This window comes from Paracoccus sp. (in: a-proteobacteria), from assembly GCF_047973135.1.
GTDB lineage: Bacteria > Pseudomonadota > Alphaproteobacteria > Rhodobacterales > Rhodobacteraceae > Paracoccus.
Genome location: NZ_JBKEBL010000027.1, coordinates 1 through 26752, shown reverse-complemented (window position 1 = coordinate 26752; position 26752 = coordinate 1). Strand labels below are relative to the sequence as shown.

Genomic DNA, 26752 nt, shown 5'->3' with positions numbered 1-26752 from the left:
CAGGCGCATTACGCCTGCAACGGCGCGAACAGATCCTGCAACGTCGCCTCGTTCAGCAGCATATCTGCGGCCTCGCAGGATTCGTCGAATAGCGCATCCGCCAGCGCCTGCTTGCGTGCCTGCATCTCCAGGATTTTCTCTTCGACGGTACCGGCGGCCACAAGACGGTGAACAAAGACCGGCTTGGTCTGGCCAATGCGATGGGTGCGGTCCATCGCCTGTCGTTCCACCGCAGGATTCCACCACGGATCATACAGGATCACGGTGTCAGCTTCGGTCAAGGTCAAACCCAACCCGCCGGCCTTGAGGCTGAGCAGAAAGACCGGCGCCTCGCCACGGGCAAAGCGGTCCAGCACCTCGGCACGATTCCTTGTCTGACCGGTCAAAGACAAGAATGGGATGCCCGCCGCTGACAGATCGGTCTCGATCAGGCGCAGCATTTCAACGAATTGCGAAAAGACCAGCACGCGGCGGTTTTCGGCCATCAGTTCCGCCAGCAATTCGCCCAGACGGGCGCGCTTGGCGCTATCGACGGAACGGGCCGCATCTGTCTTGACCAGCACCGGATCGCAACACACCTGCCGCAGCTTCAGCAGCGCGTCCAGCACCGTGATCCGCGAGGCAGCAAGGCCACGCGCGGCGATGGCTTCGCGGACGCGGGCATCCATGGCACTGCGCACGGTTTCATACAGCGCCTGCTGGGTTTTCGGCAGATCGACACGGTCGAGGATCTGGGTTCGCGGAGGCAATTCGGCAGCCACCTGTTCCTTGGTCCGGCGCAACAGAAAGGGGCGCAGGCGGCGGTTCAGACGGGCTTGCGCGGCCATGTCGCCCTGCTTTTCGATGGGCGTGCGAAACAGCGTCTGAAAACGTTTGCGATCCCCCAGCAGGCCGGGATTCACCCAATCGGTCAGCGTCCACAGATCTTGCAGCGAGTTTTCCAGCGGCGTCCCGGTCAGCGCCAGCCGCCCCTTTGCCGGAATATCGCGCAGGGCCTTGGCCATCAGCGACGCCGGGTTCTTCAGGGTCTGCGCCTCGTCCAGAATGACCAGCGGCCAGTCCTGTTCCGCCAGCCAGTCGCGATCGCGCGCCAGCAGTGGATAGGTCGTGATCACCAGATCGGCGCCAGCGACCTGATCGTGCAGCGCGGCGCGGCCCTGCCCGTGCAGAATCACCAGCCGCAGGCCGGGCGTGAACTGCGCCGCTTGCGTCTGCCAGCCATGCAGCAGACTGGTCGGCACGATCAGCAGCGCCGGGCCGGGCGCGCCCGCCTCGTGCCGGGTCTGCAACAGGGCAAGGGTCTGGATCGTCTTGCCCAACCCCATGTCGTCGGCCAGAACGCCGCCAAAGCCCGTCTCAAGCAGCCGCATCATCCACGCGACACCAAAGGCCTGATAATCACGCAGCTTTGCGGTCAATCCCCGTGGCGGCACGAAATCCCGCGCCTGCGCCTTCGCCAGCACCCGCAGGCTGCGCGCCAGCGGCAGGATCCCGGCATGGTCGGCAAAGCGGATGGAACTGCCCTCAAGCGCCTCTTCCGCAAGGCCGGCAATGTCGGCCTCGGCGGGATGCAGCGCGCCAAGCTGAGTGTGATGGGTCAGGAACAGATGCAGCAGCGGCGCAACGGGGCCAAGGTCAAGCGGCACATATCCCTGCTTGCCGCGATCCAGCCAGATTGGCCGTTCCGCAAGGTAGCGTGTCAGCGTGTCAAGATCCAGCAGGCCCGGCAAAGCCAGCCGCGCCTGTTCCAGAAAGGCGGCGATCAGCGCGGCGACATCCAGCACATAGCCGCCGATCTCGGCCTGAAACCCCAGCGAAAACCAGTCATTGCCCTGAAACGCCGCACCCGCCTCGGACCGGGTTTCAACGGACAGCACCGCCCGTTCCGTACCACGAAGAAAGGGCCATTTCTTCGTCTCTTCTATCTGCCATCCGTCGCGTTGCAATTCGGGCACCACATGGAACGCAAATTCGATACCGTCCCGCGCGGTCGAGACCCTCTGCGTGCGGCAGTTCAGCTCGCCCTCGGCGAAGGCAAAACCGCAGGCCTGCATACGTTCGCCGGGGCGATGAAATTCCAGCGCGGACACGGGCAATGCGCCCGCTTCTTGCAGCCGCGCGGCGCAATCCGCCTCCCATCGGTGATCGCGGGCAAGGACGACGACATCGCCGTTCTCGACAAGGCGCGGGTCGTCATCGCCGCAATGCACCTGCTGCCCGTCATACATGAATTGCAGCGTCAGCGTGGGCAGTTGCACCGATTGGCCATGGTACCGCCCGCCCTGGCGCGCGGTTTCAGCCCCCAAAACCAGCCGCGCGACCTGCTGTTTCGCGGCGCGGCGTGTCTGGCGGATGGTGCGGGGCGCGGGCAGCGTCAGACCGGCCAGCGCCTTGGGCAACGCCTCGGCCAGCGGCGCAACGTCCAGGGGCTCGACCTCGGGGCTGGACTGCACGATCCGCAGGATTTTGTCGCTGAGGCAGTGCCCGGCCTCGCCGATCAATCCCCGCGCGGCATCGACCCACAGCATTGCCCGATTCATCATGCGCAGATCCAGCGGCTGACCCTGGCCGTCCTGAAAGATCAGCCGCTGTTTGCCGTTCGCCATCGTCGTCCAGCCCAGTTCCGGCTCTGGCCGTTCGCCGGACCATGTCAGTTGCGCATCGGGCAAGTTGTCATGCAGGAACCGCCCGGTCGCGCAGAGCCTCTGGATGACGGCAGCGGCATCCCCGCCCGCCGGACGCAGAAATTCGGGCAGGCCATAGCCGGAATGACAGTCCCACAGCCCGGCCCGCGCCAGAGCCGTCAGCAAATCCAGATCCACGGGGCGGATGAATGCCTCGGCGACACCGCCCCGCAAGGTACCTGAGACATCGTGCCGCCGGATGGATTTGTTCAGCCCGGTCCTGGCAGCGTTGATCTGCCCCTTGTAAATGTCGATCTTCACCTGCTGACCATGGGGGATCAGCACGTAAAGCAGCCGGGCGTTGACCTTGTCAGGATAATCCTCGGGCCGCGCCTCGGGCTTTTCGGTATCTGGCACGGCACATTTTTTGATCTGACCCAGCCAGCCCAGATATTGTGGCGAAAGCGACGGGCTCTGGCCCTGCCGTTCCATCCAGACCACCATCGCTGCGGCGACATGCTTGCAGTTATAGCCGACCGGGCAGGTGCAAAACCCCTCGACCGCCGAGCTTCCCACGCTGATCTGCTGGCGATAGCTTCGCCCGCGTCCGTTCGCGACCCGCGTATGCAGAAGGCCGTCATCCGCGACATCGATCGAGACGACATGGTCGCGCCGGGCATAGTTCAGCCCGCGTTCCAGCGTGCCCTTGTCAAAAATCCTGTCCAGCCGGATCGTCATTCATCTGTCCCTACACCGGGATCGGGCGGCGGGCCAAGTACCTGCCCCGAGATTTCGCCGGCGGTGTCGCGCAGAATCGCCAGCACGTCGTCTTGCGGCGGGGCGGCGTAATTGTCGATACGGCGCAGATACGGGCAGGTCAGCGCGGCAATCGCATTGCCGAACGGGTCGAGAATCGGGAACGAGATATTCACCGCACCAATCGCCGTCTGGCTTGCCCCGCAGAAAAAACCCGCCTCGCGGATCCGGTCCAGATGTGGCTCGAACTCTTTGCGCGGAATGGCCGTTTCGCCACGCACCAGCCGGTGTTCCTGCATCAGCCGACCACGGATTTCCGGGCGTTGAAACGCGGCCAGAACCGCACCCGAACCGGTGTTGAACAAGCCGATGACCGAGCCCGTCCGCAGCGATAGCCGCCAGTTGCCGGGGGCGGAAAAAGCGCTGCTGATGATCACCTCGCCCTCTTCCAGAACGGCAAGGTGGATCGACTGTTCGGCCTCGCGGACAAAGACCCGCATCCGCCCCTCGGCGGCGTCCAGCAGCCTTCGGCGCGGCGGATGCGCATCGGCCAGCACCAGCAGGCGCAGGCTGAGATAATAGCGGTCGCCATCAACGCTGCGGATTACATATCCGCGCCGCACCAGCGTATCCAGCATCCGGTAGATTTCATTCGGCCCGCGGCCAAGACCCTTGGCGATTTCGGCCTGCGTCAGACCATCCGACGAGGCGGCCAGCAGTTCAAGAATATCCAGCCCCTTGTCCAGCGCAGGCGCACGATAGCGCACCGCGTCAGATGATCCGTTCGACATGCCTTCCCCCTTCTTGCCCACCGGTGGCCACCGCTTTTCACAAGAAAACGGTTGACTCGGCAATAGCCCCCACTTATGAATACACCACTCAAATACAAATACTAGCGACTGCAGTTTTCAGGTGAAGATCGTGGCAGCCGTCTCCTTTGGATTCTCTGCGACATCTTTGATTACGGTGCGGTTAAGGGTGCTTGCAATCCGTTTCGACACGCCGCCGGCGGGTGGCACAGGAGGGATCACGGGGGGATGAGGAATGGCTGACGATGCGGCGCTGAGCCAGCGGCTTTCAGGGTGTTATACCGGGGTCGTGCATGATGTGATGCGGGCGATGGGGTTGAAGAATTTCACCCTGCCCGCCGAAATTACCCCGCTGATGCCGGAAAAGGTTCTTTGCGGTCCCGCCTTCACCATCGAGGGGCATCCCGACGATACGGCGGGCGATCACGAGACGCTGCTGGCCTGGACCGGGCTTTTGTCGCAGGCCCCCTCGGGGCATGTCTGGGTCTGTCAACCGCATACGCACGACCTTGCGCAGATGGGCGAATTGTCGGCCGAAACGCTGAAGAACAAGGGCGTTCCGGGTTGTGTCCTGGACGGGCAGGCGCGCGACACGCATTTTCTGGTGAAGATCGGCTTTCAGACCTGGCGACGCGGGCATACACCAAAGGATGTTGTCGGACGCTGGCTGCCGACCGGCACGGGCCACGTGATCCATATCGGCGAGGTCGCGATCGCGCAGGGCGATTTCCTTCTGGGGGATCGTGACGGCATGGTGCGGGTGCCGCGCAGCGTGGTGGCCGAAGTCACCGACAAGGCGGTCGAGGCGATGCAGACCGAAAGCAAGGTCCGCAGCGCCATCCTTGCGGGCACGGACCCGCAGCAGGCCTATCTGAAATATGGCAAGTTCTGATGCGCATCGCCGACCTTGAGCTGCACGTCTGCGCTGTCGATCAGCAGCAAATCCGGGGCGGGTTGCGCGGTCCGGGCGGGGGCAAGCGGCACGAATTTCTGGTTTATACGCTGCGGACCGAATGCGGGCGCAGCGCCTCGATGTTCGGTTTCGGCGGGGCCAGCGCAGTTGGTTCGGCCCATCTGGCGAAATCGCTGGCGCCGTTCCTGGCTGGCCGCAATGTCCATGACCGAGAGGCGTTGTGGCACGATTTCCGCCTGCGCAACCGGATGTGGGGGCATTTTCCGATCTACATCTGGGGGCCGGTCGATTGCTGCCTGTGGCTTCTGGCGGCCGAGGCGGCGGAACTGCCGCTGTACCGGTATATCGGGGCGGTGCGTGACACGGTGCCGGTCTATGCCAGTTCGATGTTTCTGGACACGGCAGATGATTACGTCGCCGAGGCGCTGTCGATCCGCGATGCGGGCTTTGCCGCCTACAAGCTGCATCCCCCCGGCCGCTCGGTCGAGGATGATCTGCTGATCCACGAGGCGGTGCGCAATGCCGTCGGTCCCGGCTATACCCTGATGAGCGACCCGGTCACGACAATGACCCTGCCGCAGGCGCTGCGTTACGGGCGCGGGCTGGAACGGATGAACTATGCCTGGTTCGAAGAACCGATGGCCGATGAAAGCATCCCCGCGCTGGCCGAACTGACCCGGCAACTGGATATTCCGGTGGTTGGCACCGAAACGCTGGCCGGGCATCCCTATAGCCTGGCTGACATCGTCGCGCGCCATGTGGTCGATGCCATCCGCGCCGATGCAAGCTGGACAGGCGGCGTTACCGGGGTGCTGAAATCGGCGCATCTGGCCGAGGCATTTGGCATGAACTGTGAAATCCACACCGCAATCTTTCACCCGCTGGAACTGGTGAACCTGCATCTCTGCGCGGCGGTGCGGAACTGCACCTATCTTGAACTGCTGGCCCCGGTCAGCGATTTCGCCTTCGGGCTGAAGGACGGGCTGCCGGTGCGGAACGGCATCGCGGAACTGCCGCAGGCACCGGGTCTGGGGCAGTCTCTGGACTGGGATCTGATCGAAAACTCGACCATGGAGAAGATGTAATTGTCAGGCGAACGCATGTCCAACACCCAAGGCGGGTTGTTACGCCTGGCGGCCAGCGACAACGTGCTGGTTGCCACCGGCCCGGCAGGCCCCGGCCCCGCCCACGTCAATGGCGGCGATCCGATCACGCTGCTGGCGGCGGTCACTCTGGGTCACAAGGTGGCCGCGCGAGACATCGCCAGGGGCGAAAAAATCCTTAAATACTCTGTTCCCATAGGCTCGGCCACGGCTGACATCGCCGCAGGCGAACATGTGCATATCCACAATATGAAAAGCGACTATACGGCCACGCATGTGCTGGACGAAACGGCGAAGGGGGGCAGCGATGCTTGAGGGTTATTTGCGCAGCGACGGCCGCAAGGGCATCCGCAACCACGTCGCCGTCGCCTATCTGGTCGAATGCGCCCACCACGTCGCGACCGAAATCGTTCTGCCCTATCGCGAGGAAGGCGCGCATGTGATCGGCTTTCCGGGCTGCTTTCCGAACGACTATGCGCAACGGATGATGGAACAGCTTTGCACCCATCCAAATGTCGGCGCGGTCGTGCTGGTGTCGCTTGGCTGCGAAAGCTTCAACCGCTTCAAGCTGGAAAAGATCATCGCGGCAAGCGGACGACCGGTCGAGACCATCGTGATCCAGCGCAGCGGCGGCACTCGCGCCTCGGTCCAGAAGGGGCGCGACTGGGTGGCGGGTCAGATCAAGGCGCTGGCACAGGCCGAGAAAGTGCCGATGGAGCTGTCGGAGCTGGTCGTCGGCACGGTCTGCGGCGGATCCGACGGTACCAGCGGGCTGACCGGCAACCCGGCGGTCGGGCTGGCCTTCGACCGTCTGGTCGAGGCGGGCGCGACTTGCATCTTCGAGGAAACCGGCGAACTGATCGGCTGCGAGGGCATCATGTCCGCGCGGGCGAAAACCCCGGAACTGGCGGCGGAGCTGACCGCATCGGTCGAAAAGGCCGCCTCTTATTATGCGACTCTGGGATATGGCAGCTTTGCCGCCGGCAATGCCGAGGGCGGGCTGTCCACCATCGAGGAAAAATCGATGGGCGCCTATGCGAAATCCGGCAGTTCGGCGATCAGCGGCCTGATCAAGCCGGGCGACATTCCCCCGAAGGGCGGGCTGTACCTGATGGATGTGGTCCCGGATGGCGAGGTGCGCTTTGGCTTTCCAAATATCTCGGACAATGCCGAAATCGTCGAGATGATGGCCTCGGGCGCGCATCTGACGCTGTTCGTGACGGCGCGCGGCTCGGTCGTGGGGTCTGCGCTGGCGCCCGTCATCAAGATCTGCGCCAACCCCGAAACCTATGCGCGCCTTGCCGATGACATGGATGTCAATGCCGGTCGCATCCTGTCCGGCACGCCCCTGTCCGATGTGGGCGACGAAATCTTCGACCTGACCCTGCAGGTCGCACGCGGCCAGCAAACCGCCTCAGAGGCGCTTGGGCATGCCGAATTTATCCTGACCTATAAAAGCTTCGAGCCCATCGGGCCCGCCTGCCTGCCAGCCTGAGGAGAGATCATGGCAAGACTGACCGGAAAAACCTGCCTTGTCACCGCCGCCGGACAGGGCATCGGACGCGCGACCGTCGAGGCCTATCTGCGCGAAGGCGCAACCGTCTGGGCGACCGACCTGAACGTCGAGACGGTATCCTCGATCGCGGGCGCAACCGCGCGGCAACTGGACGTGACCGACAAATCCGCCATCGACGCACTGGTGGCCGAGATCGGCACCGTGGACGTGCTGTTCAACTGCGCGGGTTTCGTGCATGCCGGCTCGATCCTGGAATGCGAGGACAAGGACTGGGATTTCTCGTTCAACCTGAACGCCAAGGCACAGTACCGCCTGATTCGCGCGGTTCTGCCCGGAATGCTGGCCAAAGGGGCGGGATCGATCATCAACATGTCCTCGGTCGCGTCCTCGGTGAAGGGCGTGCCCAACCGCTTTGTCTATTGCGCGTCCAAGGCAGCGGTGATTGGCCTGACCAAATCCGTCGCTGCGGATTTCGTCACGCGCGGCATCCGCTGCAACGCGATCTGTCCGGGCACCGTGGACAGCCCCTCGCTGCATGACCGACTGCGCGCCACAGGCGATTACGACAAGGCCATGACGGAATTCATCGCCCGTCAGCCCATGGGCCGCGTCGGCAAAGCCGGGGAAATCGCCGCGCTGGCCGTCTATCTGGCCAGCGAGGACAGCGGTTTCACCACCGGCCAGTGCCATATCATAGACGGTGGCTGGACGGTCTGAGCCTGCCCGACCCGCCGATTGCCTGGGTGTTCCGGCGGGACGCAGCGAACCACCAGAAAAATCAGCCCCCCGGAACCGGCTGCCGCGGTCCGGGGGGCTGTGCAGTCAGGCTGCGCGCCTCTTGCCGGGCGGCTGGCTGCTTCGATAGGTGCGCGGGGGAAATACTGTGGAGACCCGCGCCCTTCGCCTGACGTTCGGTTGCGGGGCCGGTTCCCCGGCCCGCGCGATCAGCTTAGCTGCACCCCGAGGTGCCGCCGCAGGTGTTGCATTTCATGCAGGTACCGTTGCGGACCAGCGTATAGTTGCCGCATTCGCCGCAGGGATCGCCCTCGTATCCCTGCATCCTGGCCTTGGTGCGCGCGTCCAGTTCGGTCTTGACCGAAGCTGCGGCCTGAAAGCCGGTGGCGGTTTCGGCCATGCCGGTTGCGACGGCGGCTGTAGAGACTCCGCCCTGCAACACCATCAATTCCTGCGGCAAACGCTTGCGCAGATAGCCGGCGCTGCTGATCTGTTTCAGCATGGTCAGCGATTTCAGTTCGGTCTGCTGACGGACCGGGGTAAGGTTCGGCCCCTCGGCCTCGCCCTCGCCCAGATCGTCAAAGCTTGCCCCCTGCGGTTTCACATGCGCAAGATCGGTACGGTCCAGATAGGACACGGCCAGTTCACGGAACACGTAATCAAGGATCGAGGTCGCATTCTTGATGCTGTCATTGCCCTGCACCATGCCCGCCGGCTCGAACCGCGTGAAGGTGAAGGCGTCAACAAATTCCTCAAGCGGAACGCCGTATTGCAGGCCCACGGACACGGCGATGGCGAAATTGTTCATCATCGCCCGGAAGCCTGCGCCTTCCTTGTGCATGTCGATGAAAATCTCGCCCAGGGCACCGTCATCATATTCGCCGGTGCGCAGATAGACCTTGTGCCCGCCGACAATGGCTTTCTGGGTATAGCCCTTGCGACGCTGCGGCAGTTTCTCGCGATGGCTGCGGACGGCCTCTTTCACGATGATCTTTTCGACGATCTTCTCGGCGATGACGGCGGCCTTTTCCTGCGGGCTGCCGGTAGCCAGAATTTCTTCGGCCTCCTCGTCATCCTCGACCAGAGCGGCGGCCAGCGGCTGCGACAGTTTCGAACCATCGCGATACAGCGCGTTGGCCTTGATCCCCAGCGACCAGGACAGCTCATAGGCCGACAGCGCATCCGCAATGGTGGCGTCGTTCGGCATGTTGATCGTCTTGGAGATCGCGCCCGAGATAAAGGACTGCGCGGCGGCCATCATGCGGATATGGCTGTCCACCGACAGATAGCGCGTGCCCTTCTTGCCGCAGGGATTGGCGCAGTCGAACACCGCGTAATGTTCGGCCTTCAGATGCGGCGCGCCCTCCAGCGTCATGGTGCCGCAGACATGGTCGTTGGCGGCGTCGATCTGGGCACGGGTAAAGCCCAGATGACGCAGCAGGTCAAAGCCGGGATCGTTCAGCTTGTCAGCCGGGATGCCCAGGGTGCGGGTGCAGAAATCCTCGCCCAGAGTCCACTGGTTAAAAACAAAGCGGATGTCAAAGGCAGTGGCCAGCGCTGCCTCGACCTTTTCGATCTCGCGCGGGCCGAAACCATGACCGGCCAGCGCCGTATGGTTGATGCCGGGGCAGTTGCCAAGGCTGGCATGGCCCACGGCACTGGCGATGATCTCTTCGATCTGGGCACTGCCATAGCCCAGCATCTCAAGCGCGGCGGGAACCGACTGGTTGATGATCTTGAAATATCCGCCGCCCGCCAGCTTCTTGAACTTGACCAGGGCGAAATCGGGCTCGATCCCGGTGGTGTCGCAATCCATGACCAGCCCGATCGTGCCGGTGGGGGCAATGACCGTCGCCTGCGCATTGCGAAAACCGTGATCCTCGCCCATGGTCAGCGCCTCGTCCCACGCCTCGCGGGCCAGCGCCACCAGACGCGGATCGGGGCAGTTCTGCACATCCATCGCGACGGGGCGGACATTGACGCCGTGATAGGCATCGGTGCCATGCGCGGCGGCGCGGTGGTTGCGGATCACGCGCAACATGTGCTTCGCGTTGCGCTTGTAGCCCGGAAAGGCCCCCAGTTCCGACGCCATCTCGGCCGAGGTCGCATAGGCCACGCCGGTCATGATCGCGGTCAACGCACCGCACAGCGCGCGCCCCTGATCGCTGTCATAGCCAAGGCCCATATTCATCAGCAGGCCGCCGATATTGGCGTAACCCAGCCCAAGCGTGCGGTAATCATAGGACCGCTGAGCGATCTCTTTCGACGGGAACTGCGCCATCAGCACACTGATTTCCAGCGTCACGGTCCACAGCCTTGTCGCGTGGACATAGGCGTCGGCGTCGAACTGACCATCCTGCCAGAAGGTCAGCAGATTCATCGAGGCCAGATTGCAGGCGGTGTCGTCCAGGAACATGTATTCGCTGCACGGGTTGCTGCCACGGATCGCGCCGTCTTCGGGGCAGGTATGCCAGGCGTTCACGGTGTCGTGGAACTGGATTCCGGGGTCGGCGCAGGCCCAGGCCGCATGTCCGATCTGGTCCCACAACTCTCGCGCGCTGATGGTCCGGGCGACCTTGCCATCGGTGCGGCGCAGCAGCTCCCACGGGGCATCATTGCGCACCGCGTCAAGGAAAGCGTCCGTCACCCGTACCGAATTGTTCGAGTTCTGTCCCGATACACTTACGTAAGCTTCCGAGTCCCAGTCCGTGTCATAGGTCGGAAATTCGATGCTGTCGAAGCCCTGACGCGCATATTGCAACACGCGGTTGACATAGGTTTCCGGTATCATCGCGCGTTTGGCCGCGCGGATCGCCGATTTCAGCCCGTCATTCGTCGTCGGGTCGGTCGCGTCGTCCATGCCGCCATCCCATGCGCGGATCGCGGCGAAGATGTCGTTCAGACGGGCCTCGTGCATCTTGGAACCTGCGACAAGGCTTGCGACCTTCTGTTCCTCGATGACTTTCCAGTTGATGAAGGACTCGATGTCGGGGTGATCCATGTCGCAGATCACCATCTTGGCGGCGCGGCGCGTGGTGCCGCCCGATTTGATCGCCCCTGCGGCGCGGTCTCCGATCTTCAGAAAACCCATCAGCCCGCTGGATTTTCCGCCGCCCGACAGGGCCTCGCCCTCGCCGCGCAGGCTTGAGAAATTGGTGCCGGTGCCGCTGCCATATTTGAACAGACGCGCCTCGCGGACCCACAGATCCATGATGCCGCCCTCATTCACCAGATCGTCGCTGACCGACTGGATAAAGCAGGCATGGGGCTGGGGATGTTCGTAGGCGCTGTCGGATTTGACCAGCTTGCCGGTCTTGTAATCGACATAGTAATGCCCCTGGCTCGGGCCGTCGATGCCATAGGCCCAGTGCAGGCCGGTGTTGAACCATTGCGGGCTGTTCGGCGCAGCCATCTGCCGGGCCAGCATAAAGCGCATCTCGTCGTAATAGGCGCGGGCGTCGGCTTCCTTGCTGAAATAGCCGCCCTTCCAGCCCCAATAGGCCCAGGCACCGGCCAGACGGTCAAAGACCTGCCGGGCGCTGGTTTCGCCGACATGCCGCTGATCCTTGGGCAGCTTGTCCAGCGCGTCCTTGTCGGCAACGCTGCGCCACAGAAATTCGGGCACGCCCTTTTCCTTGACGCGTTTCAGCGCGGCTGGCACGCCAGCCTTGCGGAAATATTTCTGCGCGATGACGTCGCTTGCCACCTGCGACCAGCCATGCGGCACCTCGACCTGATCGTTGCGGAACACGATCTTGCCGTCCGGGTTGCGGATTTCGCTGGTCGTCGTCGTGAAATCGACCTCGCCGTAAGCGCCGGTCTTTTCACTGGTAAAGCGCCGTTCGATCTTCATGCCTGCCCCTCTGAGCTTTATCTTCACTGTCCCCCGGCCCCGATTTCCGGACGGCGCCGCCCTCGCTGACGGGCGGAAAAGCGGCAGGCGGACGAACCGCCTGTCAGTCCGGGTCGAATTGCCAGCCGGTCGATTCTTTAGATGCCGGTCTGAGACCACTACATCTTGTGCCAACCTCGCCACGACGCACAAACTGACGTGAGTTTACCAAAATTTCAATCACATTTTTTGAGTTTTTCGTAACCGCAGCGCGTTGACATCACGTCAGGTTGCAGAACCAGAGATTCGCACACAGGGCAGCGCGCGGGCTTCACGTCAGCCTGCAACGTTCACAATTTAATGTGTGATTTCATTTGATTATAGAGAAACCTTCCCGGTCCGTCCACAGGGTTATCCCCTGATTCATCCCAAGGTTGTGCACACCTGATGCAGCCACGCCACAGGCGTCAGGTTTTTGCGCCGGAACGTCGCAGGTCAATGATTTCGCAATCCGTCACCACCATATCCAGCGGCTGATCATAGCTTTCCGCTGAAATTTCCGGAACTTCCTGACAGGAAAATGCCAGCCCGATCGCCGTCACCGCGCCGTTTTCACGCAGCAATTGCAGGGTTCGGTCATAGTATCCTCCGCCATAACCGATCCGGTTTCCCGCACGATCAAAGGCGGCAAGCGGCACAACCAGAACTTGTGGCACAATTCCGGGGACCGATTCGCCAGGATGCGAGGTGCCAAAGGGACCGGGCTCCAGCGCGCCGCCATTCCATTGCCGAAAGATCAGCGGCACGCCCTTGCCCGTCACCACCGGCAGGCATAGCGGCCCCTCATGGGCAGCCATGGCGGGCCGCGGATCGGCCTCGTCGCGCATGGGCCAGTACCCGGCCAGCGCCCGGCCAGCAAAGGGGGCCAGTGCCGCCAGCAGCCGCGCCGTCAGCGCCTGCCCGTCCCCCCCCTGCCCGGCCCGCACAGCCAGCGCCCGCGCGCGCAAATCGGCCTTGAGGCTCATAGCAGCACGGCCGAGGCAAGGCCCAGAAAGGCGAAAAAGCCGACCACATCGGTCACGGTCGTCACGAATGTCCCCGAGGCCAGCGCCGGATCCGCCCCGGCCTTTTCCAGCGCCAGCGGGATCAGGATCCCCGCCAGTGCCGCCACAGCAAGGTTGACGATCATCGCGATGCCGATCACGGCGGCCAGATTGACCCCGTCGAACCAGATCCAGGCGACAATCCCCATCACCACCGCAAAGGCCAGCCCGTTCAACAGGCCGACAATGGCCTCGCGCCGCACGACGCGCCAGACATTGCTGCCCGTCAGGCTTTTGGTGGCCAGCGCGCGGACCGCAACCGTCAGGGTCTGGGTGCCTGCATTGCCGCCCATCGAGGCCACGATGGGCATCAGTACCGCCAGCGCCACAATCTGCTGGATCGTGCCCTCGAACAGCGCGATGACCAGCGATGCAACGATGGCAGTGATCAGGTTCACCATCAGCCAGGGCAGGCGCTGGCGCAGGGTTTCAAGAACCGTGTCGGTGATGGCCGAATCCTCGCCCACACCGGCAAGGCGAAGGATGTCCTCTTCGTGTTCCTCGTCCAGCACGGACATGGCGTCATCAATGGTGATGACACCGACCAGCCGGTCATCCTTGTCCACGACCGGCGCGGAAATCAGGTGATACTGGTTAAAGGCATAGGCGACATCGCCTTCCTCGGCATAGACGCTGACGGTGCGGAAACTGTCCTCGACGATGTCGCGCAGCGCCACCTCGCGCCGCGACGCCAGCAGCCGCCCGAGGGCGACATACCCCAACGCGTGACGGCGCGGATCGACCAGAATCACATGGTAGAACTGTTCCGGCAGCCAGTCGGCGCTGCGCAGAAAGTCGATCGCCTCGCCCACGGTCCAGTGCTCGGGCGCGGTAACAACCTCTGATTGCATAAGGCGACCGGCCGAATATTCGGGATAGGTCAGCGACTGTTCGACTGCGGCGCGATCGCTTTCATCCAGCGCAGCAAGGATTTCCTCGCGATCCGGCTGATCCAGATCCTCGATCAGGTCAACGACGTCATCGCTGTCCATCTCGCGGACGGCCTCGGCAAGGACCGCGCGCGGAAGGGCGTCCAGCACCTCTTCGCGAATGGCCTCGTCGATCTCGGACAGGATTTCGCCGTCGATCTCACCCGAATAGAGGCCAAGAAAGGCGCGACGCCCGGCCCCGTCCAGCCGCTCGATGATATCGGCAATATCGGCCGCGTGCATCGGTTCCAGCAGCAGGTTCAGCCGCGCCGCATCCTCGGCCTCGATGGCGTCGTCAATCTGCTCCAGCAGCTCGCGGCGGGGCAGGAAATCGTCTTCCTCGTCACGCTCGGGCGATGCGTCGGCGGGCTTTTCCTCGGGCTGGGGGCGTTCGTCGTCAGCCATGCCGCGTCTCCTTCGCGTGTGGGGTTGAGCGGATGAATAGGACGGACGGATCAGCCGTTCAACAAGCCGATTGCCTCGCGATGCAGGTCGGACGTCGCGGCGGCGATCACCCGCCCACCCCCGGCGGCAGGCCCGCCCTGCCAGTCGCTGACAACGCCCCCCGCCGCCTGAATGACCGCAATCGGCGCGGCGATGTCATAGGGCTGCAACCCGGCCTCGATCACCAGATCGACCTGCCCCAATGCCAGCAAGGCATAGGCATAGCAATCCAGCCCGTAACGCGTCAGCCGGACCCGCGAGGCGACGCGCTGAAAGGCCGCGCATTCCGGCGGAGTGCCGATCTCGGGATAGGTGGTCATCAGCGTCGCGCCGTCCAGCCCGACCCCGCGCCGCACCGCCAGAGGCCGCATCCCGTCCGGACCATTCAGCACGGCACGACCCAGCCCGCCCTCGAACCGTTCGCGCGTATAGGGCTGATCGATCAGGCCATAGCGGACCCCCTGCGCGTCGCGCAACGCAATCAGCACGCCCCAGCTAGCGGCACCGCATATAAAGGCGCGAGTGCCGTCGATGGGGTCAAGAACCCATGTCAGACCGCTGCGCCCCGCGCTGTGGCCATATTCTTCGCCCAGAATCGCGTCATCCGGCCGGGCCTGGGCCAGAATCGCACGCATGGCACGTTCCGCCGCACGATCAGCCTCTGTGACCGGATCAAAATCGGCGGGACGCTTGTTGTCGGCTTCCAGCCCGGCGCAGCGAAACAACGGCAGGATGGCATGCCGCGCGGCATCGGCCATCCGATGCGCGGTTTCGATAATCTGTTGCGCGTCATCCATCGCCGCCCCCGTCACATGGTCAGGGGCAGGTTTAACGCGCCAGCGCAAAAGCTGCCAGAGCCGACGGCAAGCGCGGCTCTGGTTCGGTATCGGAAAGTGGCGGCGTCAGGCCGCGTCGGAAAGAACCCGCGCCAGTTCGAAAATCTGGCGGCGCTGCGCGGCTGGCATCGCGTAATAGGCGCGAACCAGTTGCAGGGCCTCTTTGTCGGCGAGGATATCCCCCTCGACCTCTTCGGTTTGCGCGCCCTCATGCAGCCCTTCGAAGAAGAAGCTGACCGGGACATCGACCGCCCGCGCGATATCCCACAAACGGGATGCCGAAACACGGTTGATCCCGGTTTCGTATTTCTGGATCTGCTGGAACTTGATCCCAACCTTGTCAGCAAGCTGCTGTTGCGTCATGCCAATCATCCAACGACGATGGCGGATACGCTTGCCAACATGAACATCTACACCGTGCTTCATAGCCCAACCTCGTTACAATCTATACTGGTACTAACTCAACCCCCGACAATTTGCGAGTGTCAGTGTGGTTAATGTCTATGTTTCTAACCAAAAAGACAGGTTCCGATCAAGCGGGACTTGTCTTTTTAGCCATGTCCAGACAAGTAAGTGAACTGATTGTTTTATTTCCGCGAGGTTTTGATGTCCGATACGCCCCGAATCGCCCTTGTCGAGACTTTGGGAAGCGATCCCGTCATCCGCGCCGCCGATCCGGCCGTCCGGCGGGGCGATGCGATTCTGGTCAGGATGCACGCTTCGGCCCTGAATTTCGCTGATCTGCTGAAGGCGAAGGGCCAGTACCAAGAGGCCGAAACCCCGCCCTTCATCCCCGGAATAGAAGGCGCGGGTGTGGTCCAGGAGGCCGGGCCAGGCAGCGCCTTTGCGCCGGGGGACCGGGTGGCAGTTCTGACGGCGGGCACCATGGCCGACCTGATCGCCGTGCCCGGAACGGACCTGCTTGGCATCCCCGACAGCATGAGCCTTGAACAGGCCGCCGGGTTCCAGATTGCCTATGGCACCAGCCACCTGGCGTTGGCGGGCCGCGCCGCGCTGCAACCGGGCGAAACGCTGGTTGTCACCGGCGCGGCGGGCGGCGTCGGGCTGACGGCGGTGGAAATCGGGCATGCGATGGGCGCTCGGGTGATCGGCGTGGCGCGCGGCGCCGACCGGCTGAAGGCCGTGCGCGCCGCCGGTGCCGAAACCGTGATCGACAGCGACACATGCGACGATCTGAAAACCGCGCTGCGCGACCTGGGCGGCGCGCATGTCGTTTATGACGCGGTGGGCGATGCCACCGGCGAGGCCAGCTTTGGCGCGCTGCGGCGTGGCGGGCGGTTTCTGGTCATCGGCTTTGCGGGCGGCCGCCCCCCGCGCCTGCCGCTGAATCACGCACTGGTCAAGAATATCGCCATCCACGGATTTTACTGGTCCGGGTATCGCAGCCTCGACCCTGCCGCGCTGCGCGGCAGCATGTCGCAGCTTTTTACCCTGTTCGAGGCGGGAAAACTGCGCCCCGTCACCGGCGAAACTTTGCCTCTGACAAGGATTGCCGAAGGGTACGAGGCGCTGCGGACCCGCCGCGCGGTCGGAAAGATCGTCATTACCCTGTAAAACGCTTGCATTTCGGCGCACAGACAGTTGAATCGCGGCGCGGCTTCGCCAATATTAGAGTGATATCCGATCAACCCCGGCAGGATCCGGGACGCCGTTCTGTAAGGGAGACTTTGATGGCAGATTACAACAGTTACCGCAGCACGCAGCGCATCGGCGCCCGTGACATGGTGACCGACGAAGGCCTGCGCGCCTATATGAACAAGGTTTATGGGCTGATGTCGGTCGGCCTTGGCGTAACCGCCGTCGCGGCCTATGGCATCAGTTCGGCTGCGGTGGATGCCAGCGGTCAGGCGACACAGCTTGGCAATGCCATCTATGGCACACCATTGAAATGGGTGATCACGTTAGCCCCGCTGCTGGTGGTCTTTGCCTTTGGCACCGCGCTGAACCGGCTGTCTGTGCAGGGCGCAACCATGCTGTTCTATGGCTTTGCCGCGCTTATGGGGCTGTCGATCAGCTCGATCTTCCTGATGTATACCCCCTATTCCGTCGTCCAGACATTCCTGGTGACGGCCATATCTTTTGCCGGGCTGTCGCTTTGGGGTTATACTACGAGGAAGGATATTTCCGGCTGGGGCAGTTTCCTGATCATGGGCGCGATCGGGCTGATTGTCGCCTTGCTCGTGAACTCCTTCTTGCAATCCCCGGCGATGCAATTCGCAATCTCGATCCTTGGCGTACTGGTCTTTGCCGGGCTGACCGCCTATGACACGCAGCGGATCAAGAACACCTACCTGCAACTGGCAGGCTCGGATCAGGAATTTCTGGGCAAATCCGCCATCATGGGCGCGCTGCATCTGTATCTGGACTTCCTGAACCTGTTCATGTTCCTGCTGTCCTTCCTGGGCAGCCGCGAATAGTCGCCACGGACAGACAAGATACCAAAGGGCCGGACCATGTCCGGCCTTTTTTGGGCGCACCGCTGTGGTGAAATGGTGGGTGATAACGGATTTGAACCGCTGACATCTTCGATGTGAACGAAGCGCTCTACCACTGAGCTAATCACCCATGAGGGCGCATCTAACAGCAAGCAGAACCAGCCGCAAGCCCCTGACGACGATGATTTCACGCCACCGGACAAGCTGCGCCAAGCGCCTTGCCCGGTGGCGAAGCGCCGGGCTAGCGGGCGACGCCCTGGCTGACACCCGTGGGTTTGCGGCGCAATCGCAACGTGATTACGTCGCCGCCGCGCTGGTCCTTTTCCAGATTGACGCGGCCACGCCCCAAAGGAGGCACCGCAAGGGTTTGTCCCATCGACAACGCAGCGCCCAGTTGTTCCAGAGTCGCCTCGATGATGGGCCGTGCATCGGATTTCTTGGCGCCGGTTGCGGCGACCACCCGATCCACGAAATCTTTCTTCTGCACGACCTGCGCCGGCTGCGGCCTTCCCGGTGTATCGGGACGGTCGCCTGATATTTCATTTGAGTGGTCAACCATGACCCACCCCCTTCTCGCGAACCAAACTGTTTATGAAAGTGGTCCGATCGCGCCCATGCGTCAACTATATTCTGCGCCGCGACGCAGAATCAAAACCGAACCGGTTGGCCCCCGGTTCGGTCCTGTCGTGATACGAATGTAAACTCAGTGCGCGACGGCACCGCCACTTGCGCCGTCATCCCGGCGGGCGGCTAGGCGCGCGGCCTCGGCCGCCTCTTCGGCGGCCTCGTCCCAATCCACAGGTTCGGGCATGCGGGCAAGGGCGTGTTTCAGCACCTCGCGCACATTGGTGACGGGGATGATGGTCAGCCCGGTTTTTACGTTATCCGGAATCTCGGCCAGATCCTTTTCGTTATCAGCCGGGATCAGCACCGTCTTGATGCCGCCGCGAAGGGCCGCCAACAGCTTTTCCTTAAGCCCGCCAATGGCCAGAACATTGCCCCGCAGCGTGACCTCGCCCGTCATGGCGACATCCTTGCGGACCGGAATGCCGGTCATGACCGAGACCACGCTTGTCACCATCGCGATACCCGCCGATGGTCCATCCTTGGGCGTGGCACCTTCGGGAACGTGGACATGGATGTCGCGCTTGTCGAATTCCGGCGGCCTGACCCCGATCTCGGGCGAAATCGAGCGCACGAAGCTGGAGGCCGCATCAATCGATTCCTTCATTACCTCGCCCAGTTTCCCGGTGGTCTTCATCCGGCCCTTGCCCGGCAGACGCAGTGCCTCGATCTGCAACAGATCGCCGCCAACCTGCGTCCAGGCAAGCCCGGTGACAACGCCGACCTGATCGTCCTTTTCGGCCAGACCATAACGATGCCGACGCACGCCCAGATATTCTTCGGCCCTCGTCGGCGTCACATCGACAGACGTGACCTTGCCCTTAAGGATTTCAGTCACGGATTTGCGAGCCAGCTTGGCGATTTCGCGTTCCAGCGACCGCACCCCGGCCTCGCGCGTGTAATAGCGGATCACATGGGTCAGCGCCTCGTCGCTGACGCTGAATTCGCCCTTGCGCAGGCCATTGGCCGCGATCTGCTTGGGCAGCAGATGCTGACGCGCGATTTCGCGTTTTTCATCCTCGGTATAGCCGGCCAGCGGAATGATCTCCATCCGGTCGAGCAGCGGCCCCGGCATGTTATAGCTGTTGGCCGTGGTCACGAACATCACGTTCGACAGGTCGTATTCCACCTCAAGATAGTGGTCCACGAAGGTCGAGTTCTGTTCGGGATCCAGCACCTCAAGCATGGCGCTGGCCGGATCGCCCCGGAAATCCTGACCCATCTTGTCGATTTCATCAAGCAAAATCAGCGGGTTGGTCGTTTTTGCCTTTTTCAGCGCCTGAATGATCTTGCCGGGCATCGAGCCGATATAGGTCCGCCGATGGCCCCGGATTTCCGATTCGTCGCGCACGCCGCCAAGGCTGATACGGATAAATTCTCGCCCCGTCGCCCGCGCGACCGACCGCCCCAGCGAGGTCTTGCCCACGCCCGGAGGGCCGACAAGGCACAGGATCGGGCCTTTCAGCTTTTGACTGCGCGCCTGCACAGCCAGATATTCGACAATCCGTTCCTTGACCTTTTCCAGGCCATAGTGATCGGCGTCCAGCACCTTTTCGGCCTTGCCCAGATCCTTGCGGGTCCGCGATTTCACGCCCCAGGGCAATGCCAGCAGCCAGTCGAGGTAATTGCGGCTGACCGTCGCCTCGGCCGACATGGGCGACATGGATTTCAGTTTCTTCAGCTCGGCCTCGGCCTTTTCGCGGGCCTCCTTGCTGAATTTGGTCCCGGCGATCTTTTCTTCCAGTTCGGTGATCTCGTTCTGGCCGTCCTCGCCATCGCCCAGTTCCTTCTGAATGGCTTTCATCTGCTCATTCAGGTAATATTCGCGTTGGGTCTTTTCCATCTGGGTCTTGACGCGGGTCTTGATCTTTTTCTCGACCTGCAGGACCGACATTTCGCCCTGCATGTGGGAGTAGACCTTTTCCAGCCGTTCGGCGACGTCCAGCGAGTCCAGCAGATCCTGCTTGCGATCCAGACTGATCCCCATATGGCCGGCAACCAGATCGGCCAGCTTGCCGGGTTCGTCCGCCTCGGCAACCGCAGTCACGACCTCTTCGGGAATATTCTTGCGAACCTTCACATAGCGTTCGAATTCCTCGGCCACGGTGCGCATCAGCGCAGTCACAGTCGCCACATCGCCCGCCGTTTCCGGCAGGAACAGCGCCGCCGCCTCGAAATGATCGTCATTTGGAACAAAGCCGGTGATCTGCACGCGTTCGCGCCCCTCGACCAAAACCTTGACCGTGCCATCGGGCAGCTTCAGCAATTGCAGGACATTCGCCAGAACGCCTGTGCGATAAATTCCATCTTCGGTCGGCTCATCGACCGAGGCGTCGATCTGCGCGGCCAGAAGAATCGGGCCGTCCGATTCCATCACCGCCTCTAACGCGCGAACCGATTTCTCGCGTCCGACGAACAGCGGCACGATCATGTGGGGAAAGACCACGATATCGCGCAGGGGCAATACCGGATAGGTCTGGGAAGTGAATTCACTCATGTCATGCTTTCCTTTCCGCCCGAAGCCGCAGTCCCGTCATGGCGACACGCGGCCCCTGCCTGCCGTCAATCTAAGCGCAGGCCCTGCCGCATTCAATATGACCACGACAATACGATCTATTTCCCTTTTACGCACGCGTTCAGCGCGGCAGCACGATTTCGGCGCGCAATCCGCCCAGCCGTTGACCACGCCCCAGACGCAGATGCCCGCCATGGCCGCGCGCGACATCGGCAGCGATGGCCAGGCCCAGCCCCGCGCCCTGCCCGTTGTTACGGTTGCGTGCCGCATCCAGCCGGGTAAAGGGGCGCATCGCGGCATCCAGACTGTCCTCGGGGATGCCCGGCCCGTCATCCTCGATCGCAATGCGCAGGCTGCGCGGGCCAAGCGTCGCATCCACCTCGATCCGCTTGCCGTAACGGGCGGCATTGTTGATCAGGTTTTCCAGCGCCCGGCGCAGCATGTCGGGCCGGAAAGTGACCCGGCCGCCTTCGTCCCCCTCCAGGCTGGCGATGCCGACATTCTGCCCCGCCCGCTGCGCATCGGTCACGATACCGCGCAGAAAGGCCAGCGCCTCGGTCGCCTGAGGCGGACATTCCTGCGCATCGTCACGGGCGTAATCCAGAAATTCGTTCACCATGCGATTCATCTCGGCGATATCGGCCTCCATCGCGGCGATCTCGTCCGGCTCGGGCGGGATGCCGGGCGCCATCATCGACAGGCCCAGCCGCAGCCGTGTCAGCGGCGTGCGCAGATCGTGGCTGATTCCCGACAGCATCATCTTGCGCTGTTCGTTCTGCCGCTCCAGCCGGTTGCGCATATCCAGAAAGGCGGTGCCTGCGCTGCGCACCTCGACCGCGCCGGTCGGGCGATAGGGCACGATCCGCCCCTTGCCATAGGCATCCGCCGCGCGCGCCAGCCTGCGGATCGGGCGCAACTGATTGCGCAGAAAGACCGATGCGATGCCGGTCATCAAAAGCGACGTGAACACCATCAGCACCAGCAACTGATGCGGGTTCGAGGCGCTGACCCGCCTGCGTTCAAAGGACAGCAGATAGGGACCGAACACCCCGGTCATGGTCACAGCAACCTTGCCGTCATCGCTGGCCAGATCCACCGCCGTTACCTGAGGCAGCCTGTCATGCAGCTCTTGGATCAGCACGCGTCCGGACAGGTCATAGAAATGCCGCACATCGCCGGTCTCCTCAGGTGCCGGCATGGTCACGACCAGCTCCAGCGGCGCGGCAATCGCCTCACCCGCCCGCATCGCGGCCTGCGGATCCGCTGCCCCATCCATGCGCTGCACCACAAAGCCCAGCTCACGGACCATGTTGCCCGTCATCTGCTGCGTCACGCCCTCGAAATGGCGCTGCAGAAAGACCACCGTAACCACAAGCGTCACGACGACGACCGGCAGAAACAGGATCAGCGCCGCGCGCCAGTAAAGCCCGCGCGGAAACACAAGTCGCAGCCACTTTGGTTCGATGCCATTCACCATGGAAAACCCGTCCGTTCCGCCCTAGGCTAGCCCCATGAGCAACCTTCCGAAAGAGCCGGTTCGCCTGCTGGCACCAAATCCCTCACCCCTGACCGGGCCAGGCACGAACACCTTCCTGATCGGCCAGGACCATGTGGCCGTCATCGACCCCGGCCCCGAGGACGAGGGCCATCTGGCCGCGATCGTCACGGCCGGCCGCGGCCGCATCAGCCATGTCTTCGTGACCCATGCCCATCGCGACCACAGCGCCGGTGCCTCTGCCCTGTCGCGAATGACCGGCGCGCCCCTGCTGGCTTTCGGCGACGCCCTGTCGGGCCGGTCGCCGGTCATGCAGAGGCTGGCCGAATCGGGATTGGCCGGCGGCGGTGAGGGACTGGACACGGGCTTTCGCCCTGACATCCCCCTGACCGACGGCCAGACGATCACCACCCCGGACTGGAGCCTGCGCGCCCTCCACACCCCCGGCCATTCGGGAAACCACCTGTGCTTTCAACAGGATGAGACGCTGTTTTGCGGGGACATCGTGCTTGGCTGGTCCTCGACCCTGATTTCCCCGCCCGATGGCGATCTGGCCGATTATTTCCGCTCGCTCGACAAGATCGCCGCGCTGGACGCCCGACGCCTGCTGCCCGCCCATGGCGATCCGGTCGAGACCCCCGCCGCGCGGCTTGCCGAACTTGCCGCGCACCGCCGCAAGCGCACCGCCCAGATCCTCGCCACCCTGCGCGACACCCCCGGCACCGCCGCCGAACTCGCCCGCAGAATCTATGATGTCCCCCCGCTGCTGATGCCCGCCGCAGCCCGCAACGTCCTGGCCCATCTGGTCGCCCTGACAACCCTCGGCGTCGTCTTTCCCCAGGAAACCCTGTCCGAAAACGCTCGTTTTCAGGCGGCGTAAAAAAATCGTCGCGCCCTCTGGACGGTTCCGAAACACATTGCTATATCCGCCCCGTGTTCCGGCGTAGCTCAGCGGTAGAGCAGTTGACTGTTAATCAATTGGTCGTAGGTTCGATCCCTACCGCCGGAGCCAAGATAAGCCCTCTAGGTCAATGACTTAGAGGGTTTTTCTTTTCCCGAAATTTCTCGCGTAAGGCTGAAAAGTAAAGCCCGCGTAAGGCTCCGAGCGCCGCGTGGTCAATCATTTCTTGAGAACATTGTGAGAACAGCGTATTCTGCGGTTGGTTAGATTTTGTGTCTCTGGCATGGTGAACCACAACCGGAGCGGAAGAACCCGGAAGGAGGGCAGCGCTCTACCTTCCTGAATGCCCACACCCGGCTTCGCCTCTTCACCGGACGCGATGATCCCGGTGGGCGCGATGAGCAGTATGAACGGCTCTACATCGTGTTGCTTGACGCCTCCTCCAGCCACGCGAATTTCAGGGTCTTCCTTGTCGGAGAGCCCAACAAGCAAGTGGCACTGTCGGAAGCTCTGGATGATTTGTTGCAGGTGACGGCAATCCGCAACCCCGACTTCTATGACTATGCCAACGGAGAGCTTGGGCCGCTGAGCGGCTAGCCCGGGGAAACTCGCACTTGCAATGCGACCCGGCTCGCCCCATCTTGATTCTCAGGTGGGCCATACTGGCGCGCGGTCGCGCCAGTATGCCTATCAGGATGCAGCGGGCAACGTCAACCTCTCGGCCCTCGCGTGGCTGCGTGAGCGGGAGGGCGGCAAGTTTGTCCGCGTGACCAACGCCCACGGCAGCCTCGATGAGGTCGTGCCGCTGGACGAACTGCCCGAGAAGGAGCCGCGCGACGGCCCCGGCGGGGCCTACATCTTCATCGACCCCGAAGACCTGCGCGGGCCGGACTTCGCGCAGGTCGGTGATGACGTGCCATTCTGACAAGGGACCGGGCGACTGCCCTAGTGGATGGTCGCCCGGTCACACTCGAACACCGCCCAGCTTGCGCGGAAGAAGCCGTAGGCCACCAAGGCGTCGTGCGAGAAGGTCGCCACGCCGATCCGCGCCCCGACCTCGGGCGCGCGAGCCATGTCTGCCCAGACGACACGCCGCCCGACGCGGCGCGAGAGCAACCCGAACAGGCCGCCCAGCCGCGCGGCGGGGATGCCATAGAAGCGGGCGAAGCGCACCACGTCAGCGGGGGTCGGCCAGCCGTCCCCCTCCGGGTCATAGGTGGCCCATTCGAGCAGCGCCTGATGGGCGAGCCGCGTGGGTTCATCGAAGACGATGCCGTAGCCCTCCACGATCCGCCTGTCACGGGTCATTCGCCGCCCTCCATCGCCGCAATGTCACGCTCGGCCAGCGCCGATGCGATGCGCGCCGTGAGCGGATCCACTGTGCGTGAGGTGACTATCGGGGATTGTCGCCTGATACAGGGCGACGCGATGGCGCTGTTGCCCATGGTCGGCCCGGTGGACCACATAATTTGTGATCCGCCCTACGAACAATCGCTGCACGATCTGAAAAACAACGCAAAAAGACGCATGCGCACCGATGGCGGACCCGAACTGCGCGGGCTTGATTTCGCGGGCATCGATGCGATTCGGGGGGATTTTATCGACCTGTGCGCCGGTCTTTGCCGTGGCTGGTTTGTCGCCTTTTGCACAATCGAGGGCGTGGCGCGGTGGGCGGATGTCATCAACCCATCGCCGATTAAGTACAAGCGGGCCTGCATATGGGTCAAGCCTGACAGCCTGCCGCAAATGAACGGCCAAGGTCCGGCGCAGGGCGCGGAATGCTTTGTCACCGCGTGGTGCGGGCAGGGTCACGCGAAATGGAACGCGGGGGGCAAGCGCGGGGTGTATACACACCTGACCAATCCGCCGGACAGACACGGGGGGCACCCAACAGAAAAGCCATGGCGCTTAATGTCTCAAATCATTGCCGATTTTACCAATCCTGGCGACACCATCCTTGACCCTTTCATGGGGTCCGGCACCACGCTGGTCGCCACCGCGCGCATGGGGCGCAGGGCTGTGGGTATCGAGACGAACCCCGCATATTTTGATATCGCGGTGAGCCGCGTTACCGACGCGCACCGCCAGAAAGACCTTTTTGTGGCACCGCCCGCGCCCAAGGCATCCGTGCAGGATGTGCTGATATGATCGCCTGTGTTGCAACGGTGCGGACGCGGGTTTGCCAGCCGGGACCGGTCGCGGGCATCGATGCGATCAGATCGGCGTCTGAATTGTTATGCTATGGCGCAATATCGACAGCCAGATTGACAAACCGCGCCACGAACGGCAGAGTGATCGCAAGTCCGCATCACGCGGGCCAGTCACGCGAAAAAGGCGTGGCCGGGATTGGCGTCCCAGTGGTCGGGTTAACACCTGTCTCTGGAGGGCTGCACAATGAGCGCCATCGCATCCATCAATCAATCAATCCGGAAATCCGATCACAACCTCGCTGGCTATCGCCGAGGGCGTGGGTAAACAGCTTGCCAAAGCGCACCTTCACTCAATGCGCGGCTTTGATTTCCGCCCGCGCGGCCGAGGACAGGAAGGCGCTGCGGGTCATGCCGCGACGCGCCGCCTCGGCATCGATGGCTTCCAGCAGGCCGGGGTCCAGCGACACGTTCACACGCTTCGGAGACCCTCGGTCAAGGATCAGTGCCACATGGGCGATCTGCGCGCCTGCGCGCCATTCGGCAAGCTCGGGATCGGCCAGAATGGCATCCACGGTTCGCGGTACGGGAATACCCAGCCCATCCTCGTGCATGCCCTGCACATGGAAGGCAAGAGCTTCCTCGCCGCGCTGGATCGCCTGATCGACGGTCTCGCCATCCGAGATCGCGCCGGGGAAGTCAGGGAAGCTGATGCCGAAGCCATCGGCTTCGTCGGTGTGCAGGAAGGCAACGTAACGCATGGGTTTCTCCTTTCAGCGCCAGCGGCCTACAGTCCCAATGCCTCGCGCAATATCGCGTTGACGCGGGTTTGCCAGCCGGGACCGGTCGCGCGCAGCGCCGCGACCAGATCGGCGTCCAGCCGGGCCGAAATGGACACCTTCGGATTTTCCAGTGGCGGACGCCCGCGGCGGGCCTCCTCTTCCTGCATCCCGGAAAGCAGTTCGGGATGCGCCTTGCGGAACGGGCGGGCGGTCGCAAGCTGTTCGTCGGTCA

24 protein-coding genes and 2 tRNA genes are annotated in these 26752 nt (G+C 63.0%); 12 read left to right on the top strand and 14 right to left on the bottom strand.

The window, feature by feature from the left end:
* Positions 1–8: 8 nt before the first annotated feature.
* Together ACK5L9_RS01900 and ACK5L9_RS01895 are read right to left on the bottom strand one after the other, a co-directional pair.
* Positions 9–3362 (bottom strand): SNF2-related protein, encoded by a 3354-nt coding sequence (locus ACK5L9_RS01900; RefSeq protein ID WP_416909755.1) that lies wholly within the window; start codon positions 3360–3362, stop codon positions 9–11.
* Positions 3359–4171: an IclR family transcriptional regulator gene (locus ACK5L9_RS01895; RefSeq protein ID WP_416909754.1), complete on the bottom strand. Its 813-nt coding sequence runs from the start codon at positions 4169–4171 to the stop codon at positions 3359–3361. Before ACK5L9_RS01895 ends, ACK5L9_RS01900 begins: the two co-directional genes overlap by 4 nt.
* Before the next feature lie 253 nt (positions 4172–4424).
* On the opposite strand from ACK5L9_RS01895, the gene ACK5L9_RS01890 reads away from it, so the two are divergent.
* From ACK5L9_RS01890 to ACK5L9_RS01870, 5 genes are read left to right on the top strand one after another with little or no spacing between them, the layout of a single operon-like run.
* On the top strand, positions 4425–5081 hold the full coding sequence (locus tag ACK5L9_RS01890) for an RraA family protein (protein ID WP_416909753.1): 657 nt from the start codon (positions 4425–4427) through the stop codon (positions 5079–5081).
* Entirely contained in the window at positions 5081–6187 is a 1107-nt protein-coding gene (locus ACK5L9_RS01885; protein WP_416909752.1) for an enolase C-terminal domain-like protein, read from the top strand. Before ACK5L9_RS01890 ends, ACK5L9_RS01885 begins: the two co-directional genes overlap by 1 nt.
* A gap of 15 nt (positions 6188–6202) precedes the next feature.
* On the top strand, positions 6203–6520 hold the full coding sequence (locus tag ACK5L9_RS01880; protein WP_416909751.1) for a UxaA family hydrolase: 318 nt from the start codon (positions 6203–6205) through the stop codon (positions 6518–6520).
* Positions 6513–7700, top strand: coding sequence for a UxaA family hydrolase (locus tag ACK5L9_RS01875; protein WP_416909750.1), 1188 nt, complete (start codon positions 6513–6515; stop codon positions 7698–7700). The genes ACK5L9_RS01880 and ACK5L9_RS01875 overlap by 8 nt, the downstream gene beginning before the upstream one ends.
* A 9-nt stretch (positions 7701–7709) precedes the next feature.
* Positions 7710–8438 carry an SDR family oxidoreductase gene (locus tag ACK5L9_RS01870; RefSeq protein WP_416909749.1) on the top strand — a complete coding sequence of 243 codons (729 nt, stop codon included), beginning with the start codon at positions 7710–7712 and terminating at the stop codon, positions 8436–8438.
* A 232-nt stretch (positions 8439–8670) separates the two neighbouring features.
* Here the strand turns inward: ACK5L9_RS01870 and ACK5L9_RS01865 are convergent, their stop codons facing one another.
* The 5 genes from ACK5L9_RS01865 to ACK5L9_RS01845 all read right to left on the bottom strand — a co-directional run bounded on the left by ACK5L9_RS01865 (position 8671) and on the right by ACK5L9_RS01845 (position 16026).
* Entirely contained in the window at positions 8671–12309 is a 3639-nt protein-coding gene (locus ACK5L9_RS01865; protein WP_416909748.1) for a vitamin B12-dependent ribonucleotide reductase, read from the bottom strand.
* A gap of 446 nt (positions 12310–12755) precedes the next feature.
* Positions 12756–13313 (bottom strand): 5-formyltetrahydrofolate cyclo-ligase, encoded by a 558-nt coding sequence (locus ACK5L9_RS01860; RefSeq protein WP_416909747.1) that lies wholly within the window; start codon positions 13311–13313, stop codon positions 12756–12758.
* Positions 13310–14725, bottom strand: a complete 1416-nt coding sequence (mgtE, locus tag ACK5L9_RS01855) for a magnesium transporter (RefSeq protein ID WP_416909746.1) — start codon at positions 14723–14725, stop codon at positions 13310–13312. Before mgtE ends, ACK5L9_RS01860 begins: the two co-directional genes overlap by 4 nt.
* A 50-nt stretch (positions 14726–14775) precedes the next feature.
* A complete protein-coding gene (locus ACK5L9_RS01850; RefSeq protein ID WP_416909745.1) occupies positions 14776–15561 on the bottom strand; it encodes an inositol monophosphatase family protein in 786 nt (261 codons plus the stop codon).
* Positions 15562–15666: 105 nt separating this feature from the next.
* On the bottom strand, positions 15667–16026 hold the full coding sequence (locus ACK5L9_RS01845) for a helix-turn-helix domain-containing protein (RefSeq protein ID WP_416909744.1): 360 nt from the start codon (positions 16024–16026) through the stop codon (positions 15667–15669).
* A 180-nt stretch (positions 16027–16206) separates the two neighbouring features.
* On the opposite strand from ACK5L9_RS01845, the gene ACK5L9_RS01840 reads away from it, so the two are divergent.
* Complete coding sequence (locus tag ACK5L9_RS01840; protein ID WP_416909743.1) at positions 16207–17175, top strand: NADPH:quinone oxidoreductase family protein; 969 nt, start codon at positions 16207–16209, stop codon at positions 17173–17175.
* A 116-nt stretch (positions 17176–17291) separates the two neighbouring features.
* Positions 17292–18038 (top strand): Bax inhibitor-1/YccA family protein, encoded by a 747-nt coding sequence (locus ACK5L9_RS01835; protein WP_416909742.1) that lies wholly within the window; start codon positions 17292–17294, stop codon positions 18036–18038.
* A 73-nt stretch (positions 18039–18111) separates the two neighbouring features.
* Here the strand turns inward: ACK5L9_RS01835 and ACK5L9_RS01830 are convergent.
* The 4 genes from ACK5L9_RS01830 to ACK5L9_RS01815 all read right to left on the bottom strand — a co-directional run bounded on the left by ACK5L9_RS01830 (position 18112) and on the right by ACK5L9_RS01815 (position 22672).
* A tRNA-Val gene (locus ACK5L9_RS01830) sits at positions 18112–18186 on the bottom strand.
* 111 nt (positions 18187–18297) lie between these two features.
* Positions 18298–18615 (bottom strand): HU family DNA-binding protein, encoded by a 318-nt coding sequence (locus ACK5L9_RS01825; RefSeq protein WP_416909741.1) that lies wholly within the window; start codon positions 18613–18615, stop codon positions 18298–18300.
* Positions 18616–18759: 144 nt separating this feature from the next.
* Entirely contained in the window at positions 18760–21177 is a 2418-nt protein-coding gene (lon, locus tag ACK5L9_RS01820) for an endopeptidase La (RefSeq protein ID WP_416909740.1), read from the bottom strand.
* A 139-nt stretch (positions 21178–21316) separates the two neighbouring features.
* Positions 21317–22672, bottom strand: a complete 1356-nt coding sequence (locus ACK5L9_RS01815) for an ATP-binding protein (protein WP_416909739.1) — start codon at positions 22670–22672, stop codon at positions 21317–21319.
* 34 nt (positions 22673–22706) lie between these two features.
* Between ACK5L9_RS01815 and ACK5L9_RS01810 the strand changes: the two genes are divergently transcribed.
* From ACK5L9_RS01810 to ACK5L9_RS01795, 4 genes are all read left to right on the top strand, one after another.
* Entirely contained in the window at positions 22707–23570 is an 864-nt protein-coding gene (locus tag ACK5L9_RS01810) for an MBL fold metallo-hydrolase (protein ID WP_416909738.1), read from the top strand.
* Positions 23571–23627: 57 nt separating this feature from the next.
* Positions 23628–23702, top strand: a tRNA-Asn gene (locus tag ACK5L9_RS01805).
* A 312-nt stretch (positions 23703–24014) separates the two neighbouring features.
* On the top strand, positions 24015–24188 hold the full coding sequence (locus ACK5L9_RS01800) for a hypothetical protein (protein ID WP_416909737.1): 174 nt from the start codon (positions 24015–24017) through the stop codon (positions 24186–24188).
* Between the two features lie 55 nt (positions 24189–24243).
* Positions 24244–24516 (top strand): hypothetical protein, encoded by a 273-nt coding sequence (locus tag ACK5L9_RS01795; protein ID WP_416909736.1) that lies wholly within the window; start codon positions 24244–24246, stop codon positions 24514–24516.
* Positions 24517–24536: 20 nt separating this feature from the next.
* Here the strand turns inward: ACK5L9_RS01795 and ACK5L9_RS01790 are convergent, their stop codons facing one another.
* Positions 24537–24899 (bottom strand): hypothetical protein, encoded by a 363-nt coding sequence (locus ACK5L9_RS01790; protein WP_416909734.1) that lies wholly within the window; start codon positions 24897–24899, stop codon positions 24537–24539.
* A gap of 120 nt (positions 24900–25019) precedes the next feature.
* Between ACK5L9_RS01790 and ACK5L9_RS01785 the strand changes: the two genes are divergently transcribed.
* The gene (locus tag ACK5L9_RS01785) at positions 25020–25739 is read left to right on the top strand and encodes a DNA-methyltransferase (RefSeq protein ID WP_416909733.1); all 720 of its coding nucleotides are present in this window, start codon (positions 25020–25022) and stop codon (positions 25737–25739) included.
* 352 nt (positions 25740–26091) lie between these two features.
* Here the strand turns inward: ACK5L9_RS01785 and ACK5L9_RS01780 are convergent, their stop codons facing one another.
* Positions 26092–26499, bottom strand: coding sequence for a type II toxin-antitoxin system HicB family antitoxin (locus ACK5L9_RS01780; RefSeq protein ID WP_416909732.1), 408 nt, complete (start codon positions 26497–26499; stop codon positions 26092–26094).
* Positions 26500–26525: 26 nt separating this feature from the next.
* Positions 26526–26752 (bottom strand): BrnA antitoxin family protein (locus ACK5L9_RS01775; RefSeq protein WP_416909731.1); only part of this gene is annotated, 227 nt, incomplete at its 5' end.